The 9668-nt window shown below is 63.8% G+C and carries 9 protein-coding genes and 1 tRNA gene; all 10 read left to right on the top strand.

The window, feature by feature from the left end:
- Positions 1-1456, top strand: a 1456-nt coding sequence (gene recD / locus VK519_RS05730) for an exodeoxyribonuclease V subunit alpha (RefSeq protein WP_324348165.1), incomplete at its 5' end; no start/stop codon positions are given.
- Positions 1457-1774: 318 nt separating this feature from the next.
- Positions 1775-3676: a threonine--tRNA ligase gene (thrS, locus tag VK519_RS05725; protein WP_324348164.1), complete on the top strand. Its 1902-nt coding sequence runs from the start codon at positions 1775-1777 to the stop codon at positions 3674-3676.
- A gap of 30 nt (positions 3677-3706) precedes the next feature.
- Positions 3707-4249, top strand: coding sequence for a translation initiation factor IF-3 (infC, locus tag VK519_RS05720; RefSeq protein ID WP_324348166.1), 543 nt, complete (start codon positions 3707-3709; stop codon positions 4247-4249).
- A 222-nt stretch (positions 4250-4471) separates the two neighbouring features.
- Positions 4472-4669, top strand: a complete 198-nt coding sequence (rpmI, locus tag VK519_RS05715) for a 50S ribosomal protein L35 (protein WP_250624016.1) — start codon at positions 4472-4474, stop codon at positions 4667-4669.
- Between the two features lie 15 nt (positions 4670-4684).
- Positions 4685-5044 (top strand): 50S ribosomal protein L20, encoded by a 360-nt coding sequence (gene rplT / locus VK519_RS05710; RefSeq protein WP_324348163.1) that lies wholly within the window; start codon positions 4685-4687, stop codon positions 5042-5044.
- A 126-nt stretch (positions 5045-5170) separates the two neighbouring features.
- A complete protein-coding gene (gene pheS, locus VK519_RS05705; protein WP_324348162.1) occupies positions 5171-6154 on the top strand; it encodes a phenylalanine--tRNA ligase subunit alpha in 984 nt (327 codons plus the stop codon).
- A gap of 22 nt (positions 6155-6176) precedes the next feature.
- Positions 6177-8546, top strand: coding sequence for a phenylalanine--tRNA ligase subunit beta (gene pheT / locus VK519_RS05700; RefSeq protein ID WP_324348161.1), 2370 nt, complete (start codon positions 6177-6179; stop codon positions 8544-8546).
- Between the two features lies 1 nt (position 8547).
- On the top strand, positions 8548-8847 hold the full coding sequence (ihfA, locus tag VK519_RS05695) for an integration host factor subunit alpha (protein WP_036140472.1): 300 nt from the start codon (positions 8548-8550) through the stop codon (positions 8845-8847).
- The gene (locus VK519_RS05690; RefSeq protein WP_250624012.1) at positions 8828-9184 is read left to right on the top strand and encodes a MerR family transcriptional regulator; all 357 of its coding nucleotides are present in this window, start codon (positions 8828-8830) and stop codon (positions 9182-9184) included. Before ihfA ends, VK519_RS05690 begins: the two co-directional genes overlap by 20 nt.
- Before the next feature lie 46 nt (positions 9185-9230).
- Positions 9231-9307, top strand: a tRNA-Pro gene (locus tag VK519_RS05685).
- The last annotated feature ends 361 nt before the right edge of the window (positions 9308-9668 follow it).

Below are 9668 nucleotides of genomic sequence, written 5' to 3'. Positions count from 1 at the left end.
CGACCTCAACCGCCTTTTCGCCGGGCAGGCCGGCGGCGCAGGCACGGCAGACTGGCAGAAGATCGCCTGCGCGCTCGCTGCGCGTTCCCGTTTCTGCGTGATCACCGGCGGTCCGGGCACGGGCAAGACCACCACCGTGGTGAAGCTCCTGGGATTGCTGCAATCACGCCGGTTATCCAGCGGTGCGCCGCGCCTGCGCATCCGCCTGGCGGCTCCCACCGGCAAGGCCGCCGCCCGGTTGAATGAATCGATAGCCGCCCAGGTGGACAGGCTTCCGCTGGACGATGCCACGCGCGCTGCGATCCCGCCGGACGTCACCACCTTGCACCGCCTGCTGGGCAGCCGTGGCGATACCCGCCGCTTCACGCATCACCGCGACAATCCCCTGCACGTGGACGTGCTGGTGATCGATGAAGCGTCGATGGTGGACCTTGAGATGATGGCGGCCGTGCTCGATGCGTTGCCGGCTGAGTCCCGGCTGGTGTTGCTGGGAGACAAAGACCAGCTTTCCTCGGTGGAAGCCGGGGCCGTGCTTGGCGACCTGTGCGAGCGCGCCGAGGATGCCCACTACGATCCCGCCACGGCGGCGTGGTTGCGCGAAGCCACCGGCGCCGATCTCGGCGCCGCGGTCCGCGACGACGCACGTTCCCTGGACCAGCATGTGGTGATGCTGCGCCACAGCCACCGGTTTGCCGGCGATAGCGGCATCGGCGCCCTGGCGCGCGCAGTCAACCAGGGATCAACCGCTGCCGTAAGGCGTGCACTGGGCGGGCAGGGGCGGGACATTGCCTTGATGCCGCCCGCGGCTGCGGTGGATCTTGCCGTGGACGGTTTGCCAAACGGCGCGCCCGGCTACCGTGCATATCTTCAGTTGATGCACGCCCGTCGCGACGACTCAGAACCAGAAGCCTGGGCGGGCGCCGTACTGGACGCGTTCGGCCGCTTCCAGCTGCTCTGTGCCTTGCGCCAGGGCCCTGCGGGCGTGGATGCGCTCAACGAGGCCATCGCCGTCCGCCTGCGCGACCTGGGCCTTGTTTCCGCCATACACGGGTTCTTCGAAGGGCGCCCGGTGTTGGTCAACCGCAACGACTACGGCCTTGGGTTGATGAACGGCGATGTCGGCGTGTGCCTGGCGTTGCCCGACGGCGAGGGCGGGCACGCGGTGCGCGTGGCCTTCCGCGTGGGTGAGCGCATCCGTTTCGTCACGCCCAGCCGCCTGTCCGGCGTACAGACGGTATTCGCGATGACGGTGCACAAGTCGCAGGGGTCGGAATTTGCCCATACGGGGTTGGTGTTGCCAGAAATCACCTCGCCCGTGCTGACGCGCGAACTGCTTTACACGGGGGTCACCCGTGCACGCGAGTGGTTCACGTTGCTTGCGACACCCGACATCGTCGATGCCGCCGTACAGCGGCGAACCCGGCGCGCTTCGGGGCTCCGCAGCCACTTCGCCTGAGGTTATCCACACCGGTTGTGGACTTCCCTTGGGCAAACCTGTGGACAACCCTATATTCAGGCTTTACAGGCAAGCACTTGCCTTGGTGTGACCAAGCCGTGACCAGCCGTTTTCCATTGACAATATCTCAGCGCTGACTTAGCTTTCGCGCGAGATCTTTCCTTCATCGAGGTGGCCGCGGCAACGCTGGCCGAGCGTGCGACATGCAAACTACGAGCTTCCAACGCTGATCGTTCGCCACGCCTCCTTGAGTGTTTGAAACGCAAAGGGCGCCCGGCGCTCTTTTTTTATGCCTTAGATCCAAGAAGAAAAACATCCATGGTCCAGATCACCCTCCCCGACGGCAGCCAGCGCCCCTTCGACCACCCCGTCACCGTCCAGGACGTCGCCGCCTCCATTGGCGCGGGGCTCGCCAAGGCCACGCTTGCCGGCAAGGTCGACGGCCGCCTGGTCGATGCCAGCTTCCTGGTCGATCACGACGCCTCGCTCGAGATTGTCACCGAGAAAAGCCCCGAGGCACTGGACATTCTTCGTCATTCCACGGCGCACCTGCTGGCGCAAGCCGTGCAGCGCCTGTACCCCGGTGCGCAAGTCACCATCGGCCCGGTGATCGACAACGGCTTTTATTACGACTTCGCCTACGAACGCCCCTTCACCCCGGACGACCTGGAGAAGATCGAAGCGGAGATGACTCGCATTGTCTCCGAGGCGTTGCCGGTTACCCGCTCGGTGAAATCGCGCGACGAGGCCGTGGCCTTCTTCCGCGGCATCGGCGAGGAATACAAGGCTGAGATCATCGAATCGATCCCCGCCAACGAGGAACTGTCGCTGTACTCACAGGGTGAATTCACCGACCTGTGCCGTGGCCCGCACGTGCCCAATACCGGCAAGCTGCGTGCGTTCAAGCTGATGAAGGTGGCCGGCGCCTACTGGCGTGGCGACTCGAACAACCAGATGCTCACGCGCATCTACGGTACGTCCTGGCTCAACGACAAGGAGCTCAAGGCCTACCTGTTCCAGCTCGAAGAAGCCGAGAAACGCGACCACCGCCGCATCGGCAAGCAGTTGGACCTCTTCCACATGCAGGAAGAAGCCCCGGGCATGATCTTCTGGCACCCGAAGGGTTGGGCCATTTGGCAAGCCGTGGAACAGTACGTGCGCCGCGTATACCGCGACAGCGGCTACAAGGAGGTACGTGGCCCGCAGATCATGGACGTTTCCTTGTGGAAGAAATCCGGCCACTGGGACAACTATGCCGAGAACATGTTCTTCACCGAATCGGAGAAGCGCACCTATGCGCTGAAGCCGATGAACTGCCCAGGCCATGTGCAGATCTACAACACCGATCTTAAGAGCTACCGCGACCTGCCCATCCGCTATGGCGAGTTCGGCGGCTGCCATCGCAACGAGCCGTCCGGCGCGCTGCACGGCATCATGCGCGTGCGCGCCTTCACGCAGGACGACGGCCATATCTTCTGTACCTCCGAGCAGATCGAGTCGGAAGTCAAAGCCTTCCACCTGCAGGCGATGAAGGTGTACGCCGACTTCGGATTCCAGGATATCGGGCTGAAAATCGCCCTTCGGCCGGAGAAGCGCCTGGGTGACGACGCCACCTGGGACCGTGCCGAGGGCGCCCTGCGGGCGGCCCTGGCGGCAGCCGGCGTGGCCTGGGAAGAACTCCCCGGAGAGGGCGCTTTCTACGGTCCGAAGATCGAATACCACATGCGCGACTCCATCGGCCGCGGCTGGCAGGTGGGCACCATGCAGGTGGATTTCATGATGCCCGAGCGCCTGGGTGCCGAATATGTGGATGAACATTCCCAGCGAAAACATCCGGTTATGTTGCACCGGGCGATCGTCGGCTCGATGGAGCGCTTCATCGGCATCCTGATCGAACACCATGCCGGCAATTTTCCGGCGTGGCTGGCACCCGTCCAGGGTGTAGTCTTCTCCATTACCGATGCGCAAGCTGATTACGTGCGCGAGGTCACGCAAACCCTTGTCGGCAAAGGCTTCCGCGTGGAAGCGGATTTGCGCAACGAAAAGGTCGGATATAAAATCCGAGAGCATGCGCTGCAGAAGGTTCCCTATCTGATCGTGGTCGGTGACCGCGAGAAAGAAACGGGGTCTGTCTCCGTACGTAGTCGCGGAGGCGAGGATCTGGGCAGCATGCCGCTGGCTGACTTCGTTGCCCGGCTGGAAGCCGAGACACGCCGCTAAGGCGCGTGTCCGGTTCTTTTTTGAAATCTCCTGGAGGATAGCGGTATCGCTACGACCGATAACAAGGGCAATCGCAAGAACAACGATATTCGCGTGCCACGCGTCCGCGTGCTGGGCGTCGAGGGTGAGCAGCTGGGTATCCTGGCCACACCCGATGCCCAACGCCTGGCTGATGAAGCCGGCATGGACCTGGTCGAAATCCAGCCCAACGGCGACCCCCCGGTCTGCCGCATCATGGATTTTGGCAAATTCAAGTTCGAAGCGCAGAAAAAAGCCCAGGCTGCCAAGAAGAAGCAGAAGCAGGTCGAGATCAAGGAAGTGAAGTTCCGCCCGGTAACGGACGTGGGCGACTACCAGATCAAGATGCGGAACATGCTGCGTTTCCTCGAGGAAGGCGACAAGGTCAAGGTCACCATCCGCTTCCGTGGCCGCGAGATGTCCCACCAGGACCTCGGCCAGAACCTGGCCCGCAAGATCCAGGAAGATGTCGGCGAGAACGGCACCGTCGAGCAGTTCCCGCGCCTGGAAGGGCGCCAGATGGTGATGATGATCGGCCCGAAGAAGAAGGTCTGATCCAACGGGCCCATCGGCCCGGACAGGCAGGAACGGCGGCCCAACGGCCGCCGTTTTGCGTATCGGGGCGTCCAAAGGGCTGGCAAACCGCCCGCAACTTACTGTAAACTCGCCGGTTCACCCCCTCTGGATAGGGGTGAGCACCGTCCCCGGCAGGAAGGAAAGCGCTGGCCGCAAGGCCCAGCCGCCGGATCAGTCAACCATTGAATACGGAGCATTCCGATGCCCAAGATCAAGACCAACCGAGCAGCCGCTAAGCGTTTTAGCAAAACTGCCTCGGGCAAGTTCAAGTGCGGTCACGCCTTCAAGTCACACATCCTGACCAAGAAGTCGACCAAGCGTAAGCGCGGCCTGCGCGCTCCCAACCACGTCAAAGCTTGCGACACCAAGGGTGTAGCTCGCATGTTGCCGTATCTCTAAGGGAGGGTAGAAACCATGGCTCGTGTAAAGCGCGGTGTTACCGCCCGTCGTCGTCACAAGAAAATCATTGGCCGTGCCAAGGGCTATTACAACGCCCGCCGCAAGGTCTTCCGCGTAGCCAACCAGGCCGTCATCAAGGCCGGCCAGTACGCGTACATCGGCCGCAAGCAGCGCAAGCGCCAGTTCCGCGCGCTGTGGATCGTCCGTATCAATGCAGCAGCCCGTCAGTTCGGCCTGTCCTACAGCCGCCTCATCAATGGCCTGTCCAAGGCCCAGATCGAAGTGGACCGCAAGGTCCTCGCCGACCTGGCCGTGCACGACATCAAGGCTTTTGGTGCGATCGCGGAGAAGGCCAAGGCCAGCCTGGCTGCTTGATCCAAACGCAAGGCCACGCCGTCGCAAGGTGGCGTGACCTTCAACCAAGGATCACGTAGGGGAAGGGGCCTGGCCCTTTCCCCTTTTTCGTTTCTGGGGACCAAAGAACCTACGTCGGGAAGAAAGATGGACCAGATCGACGCATCCCTGCGCGAGATCGAAACCGCCGCATCGCTCGATGCGCTGGAAAACCTGCGTGTCACTCTGCTCGGCAAGAACGGCAGCATCACGGCGCAACTCAAGGCGCTGGGCCAGCTGCAGGGTGACGATCGCAAGGCGCGTGGCGCCGAGGTCAACCGCGCCAAGCAGCAACTCACCGATGCCATTGCCGCCCGCAAGCAGGCCCTGGACTTGGCCGATCTCGACCGCCGCCTGGCTTCCGAGCGCCTGGATGTCACCCTGCCCGGGCGCAGCGCCGAATTCGGCGGCATCCATCCGATCACCCGTACGCTCGAGCGCATTGCCGACATCTTCGGCCGGCTCGGCTACCAGCGTGCCGACGGTCCGGAGATCGAGGACGACTGGCACAACTTCGAGGCGCTGAATTTCCCGCCGCACCATCCAGCGCGCGCCATGCACGACACGTTCTATTTCCCCGACGGCCGATTGCTGCGCACGCATACCTCGCCGGTGCAGATCCGTTCGATGATGGGGCGCCAGCCGCCGATCCGCGTGATCGCGCCGGGCAAGGTGTACCGCAGCGATTCGGACCAGACCCATTCGCCGATGTTCCACCAGATCGAAGGCCTGCTGGTGGATGAAACCTCCAGCTTCGCGGACCTCAAAGGCACGCTGGCCGAGTTCGTGCGGGCCTTCTTCGAGCGTGATTTCGAGATGCGCTTCCGTCCCAGCTATTTCCCCTTCACCGAGCCCTCGGCCGAAGTGGACATCCGCTGGGATGCCGCCGATGGTTCCACCCGCTGGCTGGAGGTGCTCGGCTGCGGCATGGTGCATCCCACGGTGCTGGTCAATTGCGGCATCGATCCGGAGCGCTACAGCGGCTTCGCCTTTGGCCTGGGAGTAGAGCGTTTCGCCATGCTGCGTTATGGCGTGGGCGACCTGCGCGCCTTCTTCGACAACGACCTGCGCTTCCTGCGCCAGTTCGCCTGAGCCGCCGTCAAGGATTCGAAGCATGAAATTCTCCGAAAACTGGCTGCGCGAGGTCGTCGACGTCCCGGTCGATCGTGAGGCGCTGGTGCATGCGCTGACCATGGCTGGCCTGGAAGTCGAAGACGTCACCGCCCTGGGTGAAAGCCTTGACCACGTGGTGGTGGCCGCCATCGTGTCGGCCGAAAAACACCCCGAGGCCGATCGCCTGCAGGTGTGCCGCGTGGATGCCGGTTTGCCTGAGCCGCTGCAGATCGTCTGCGGCGCCCCCAATGCGCGCGTCGGCATCAAGGTGCCGCTGGCCATGGTGGGTGCGAACCTGCCGGGCGGCATCGCCATCAAGGCAGCGAAACTGCGTGGCGTGGAATCCAACGGCATGCTGTGTTCGGCGAAGGAGCTGGGCATCGACGCCGATGCTTCGGGCCTGCTGGAGCTTCCGGCCGACGCGCCGGTCGGTCAGACGCTTGCCAGCTACCTTGGCCTGCCCGATGCCAGCATCGAATTGAAGATCACCCCGAACCGCCCCGATTGCCTGAGCGTGCACGGCCTGGCGCATGATGTTGCGGCGCTGTTCGGCGGCCATGTGAAGCCGGTGCTGGCGCAGCCAATCCCGGGAACGGGCGATGCACGTCGTGCGGTGCGCCTGGAGGCCGGGGCCGATGCACCGCGTTACCTCGGCCGCGTGGTGTCGGGCATCGATCCTTCCGCACGTACGCCGCTGTGGATGGCCGAGCGCCTGCGCCGCGGCGGCATTCGTCCGATCAGTGCCGTGGTCGACGTTACCGCCTATGTGATGCTCGAACTCGGCCAGCCGATGCACGCCTTCGACAACGACAAGCTTGTCGGCGACGTCGTGGTGCGCCATGCGCGCGAGGGTGAATCGTTGAAGCTTCTCGACGGCAGCGAGGCGAAGCTCGACCCGGGCTTCCTGGTGATTGCCGACGAAGCCAGGGCCCTCGCCGTCGCCGGCGTGATGGGCGGGTTCGACTCGCGCGTTACCGACACAACCACCAGCGTATTCCTGGAGTCCGCCCACTTCGCCCCGGCGGCCATCATGGGCCGGGCGCGCAAGCTCGGCCTGCATACCGATGCCTCGCACCGCTACGAGCGCGGCGTGGACCCGGCCTTGCCCGTCCGTGCACTGGACCGTGCCACGGCGCTGCTCCTTCAGATCGCCGGCGGTACGCCGGGCCCGGTCACCGTGGCCGAGCGCCTCCAGGACATCCCCGAGCCGAAGCCCGTGGTACTGCGCCGCGCGCGCCTGCACCGCCTGCTGGGCCTGGAAGTGGCCGATGCGGCCGTGTCGCGCATGCTTACCGCGCTAGGCATGCAGGTGGAATCGCTGACCGACGGCTGGCGGGTGACCGCACCCTCCAGCCGCTTTGACATCGAACGCGAAGAAGACCTGGTCGAAGAGGTCGCGCGCATCCACGGCTACGACAACATTCCCACCCATCGCCCCTCCGGCGCGCTGGTGCTGGTGCCCGATCCGGAAGAACGCCTGGGCGACATGGCCGTGCGCGGACAGCTGGCTTCGCGCGGCTGGTTCGAAGCGGTAACGCTGGCCTTCGTCGACTTCGAACTGCTCGAGCGCTGGGGCATGGGCGGGCAGGGCGTGGCATTGGCCAATCCCCTGTCAGCGGAATTGGCCGTGATGCGGCCCTCGCTGCTGCCTGGCCTGTTGCAGGCACTCTCGTACAACCGCGCGCGCCAGCAGGAGCGCGTCCGCCTGTTCGAACTGGCTCGTACCTATGCCAGCGACGTGGAGACACCACGCCTGGGCCTGGTGGCCTGTGGCCTGGCCACCACCGAACAATGGGGCGTACCCGCGCGGCCAATAGACCTTTATGACTTGAAAGGTGACATCGAAGCCTTGATCGCCCAGGGAGGCGAACCGGGTCGCTGGAGCTTCGATGCGACAGGCCTTCCGGCCTTCCTGCACCCTGGCCGTTCGGCCAGGGTGCTTCGCGATGGCACGCCGGCCGGCTTCCTGGGCAGCCTGCATCCCTCGCTCGCCCGGGCGCTGGATGCCGGTGACGACATCCTGGTGGCCGAACTGGACATGCTCGCCCTGGGCCAGCGACGCCTGCCCAAGGCCAGCCCCATCGGCAAATTCCCGCAGGTAAGAAGGGATATTGCCGTGGACATGCCCGAGGACGTGGCCTGGGCCGCCGCAGAGGCCGCCGTAAGGGCGGCGCTGGGCCCAACCCTGCGCGAGGTACGGCTGTTCGACCGGTATGTCGGCAAGGGCGTGGAGGCCGGGCGCAAAAGTCTCGCTATGGGCTTGATTTTGCAGGACGATTCACGCACGCTTACTGACGACGACGCCGATGCCTGCGTACGTAATGCGGTACTGGCGTTGGAGAACACATGCAAGGCAAGATTGCGAGGATGAAATGGCGCTGACCAAGGCGGAAATGGCCGAGCGGCTTTTCCTCGACGTGGGCCTCAATAAACGCGAGGCCAAAGAATTCGTAGACGCCTATTTCGAGGTGGTCCGCGAAGCGCTTGAAAGGGGGGAGCAGGTTAAATTGTCCGGATTCGGCAATTTCGACCTGCGCCAGAAAAACCAGCGTCCCGGGCGAAATCCCAAGACCGGCGAGGAGATTCCCATCTCCGCGCGGAGGGTGGTGACGTTCCGTCCAGGGCAGAAACTCAAGGTGAGAGTGGAGGGGTATGCTGGACCAAGGGAATAACACCGAGCTTCCAGCCATTCCGGCGAAGCGCTATTTCACCATTGGTGAAGTCAGTGAATTGTGTGGCGTGAAACCCCACGTGCTTCGTTATTGGGAGCAGGAATTCCCTGCACTGAATCCGGTCAAGCGCCGCGGTAACCGCCGCTATTACCAGCGCCACGACGTGCTGATGATCCGGCAGATCCGTTCCTTGCTGTACGACGAGGGCTTCACCATCACCGGTGCGCGTGCGCGCCTGGATGGCCCCCAGGCCCGCATGGAGTCCAGCATGTCCCACCAGATCGTCCGCCAGGTGCGCCTGGAACTGGAAGAAGTGCTCACCCTGCTGCGCCGCTGACAGCTTCCGCCCAGGCCTTCGCAACTGGTACAATTGCTTTCTTAGTCGGGGTGTAGCGCAGCCTGGTAGCGCACTACGCTGGGGGTGTAGTGGTCGCGAGTTCGAATCTCGCCACCCCGACCAACCATTTAAGAAACGCCCCCGTTGGGGGCGTTTTTTTTTGCTTACCAGCCCAAACCAGCGCCTGGTCAGGTTTCCGGCTGAGGAAGGCCTGAACTCCAGCGCATCCTGCCTGCTTAGGCATGCAAGGAGCATGGAAGATGAAATGCAGATGGATCGTGGCCGCGACGGTATGTGTGCTCGCCTGCAGCGGAGCGACATGGACATGTGGAGCACTCCTGATTGCTCCACGGCGCGAGCCGGCGGGGGAACCGCCATCCGACTTGCCGGTGCAGGCACTCGCCTTCAACGATGCCGATGGGAGAACGATCCGCGGCTGGTTCGCGCCAGGGATGCCGGCGAGGGGTGCCGTGTTGTTGTTGCA

The sequence above is a fragment of the Pinirhizobacter sp. genome, from assembly GCF_035317885.1.
In the GTDB taxonomy this organism is placed as follows: domain Bacteria; phylum Pseudomonadota; class Gammaproteobacteria; order Xanthomonadales; family Rhodanobacteraceae; genus Pinirhizobacter.
This window is presented reverse-complemented; position numbering and strand designations above follow the sequence as displayed.

What these genes read in the sequence shown, in the direction of transcription:
- thrS (WP_324348164.1), top strand. Translation starts at nt 1,775, where the DNA reads ATGGTCCAGATCACCCTCCCCGACGGCAGCCAGCGCCCCTTCGACCAC.
- rpmI (WP_250624016.1), top strand. Translation starts at nt 4,472, where the DNA reads ATGCCCAAGATCAAGACCAACCGAGCAGCCGCTAAGCGTTTTAGCAAA.
- rplT (WP_324348163.1), top strand. Translation starts at nt 4,685, where the DNA reads ATGGCTCGTGTAAAGCGCGGTGTTACCGCCCGTCGTCGTCACAAGAAA.
- pheS (WP_324348162.1), top strand. Translation starts at nt 5,171, where the DNA reads ATGGACCAGATCGACGCATCCCTGCGCGAGATCGAAACCGCCGCATCG.
- pheT (WP_324348161.1), top strand. Translation starts at nt 6,177, where the DNA reads ATGAAATTCTCCGAAAACTGGCTGCGCGAGGTCGTCGACGTCCCGGTC.
- ihfA (WP_036140472.1), top strand. Translation starts at nt 8,548, where the DNA reads ATGGCGCTGACCAAGGCGGAAATGGCCGAGCGGCTTTTCCTCGACGTG.
- VK519_RS05690 (WP_250624012.1), top strand. Translation starts at nt 8,828, where the DNA reads ATGCTGGACCAAGGGAATAACACCGAGCTTCCAGCCATTCCGGCGAAG.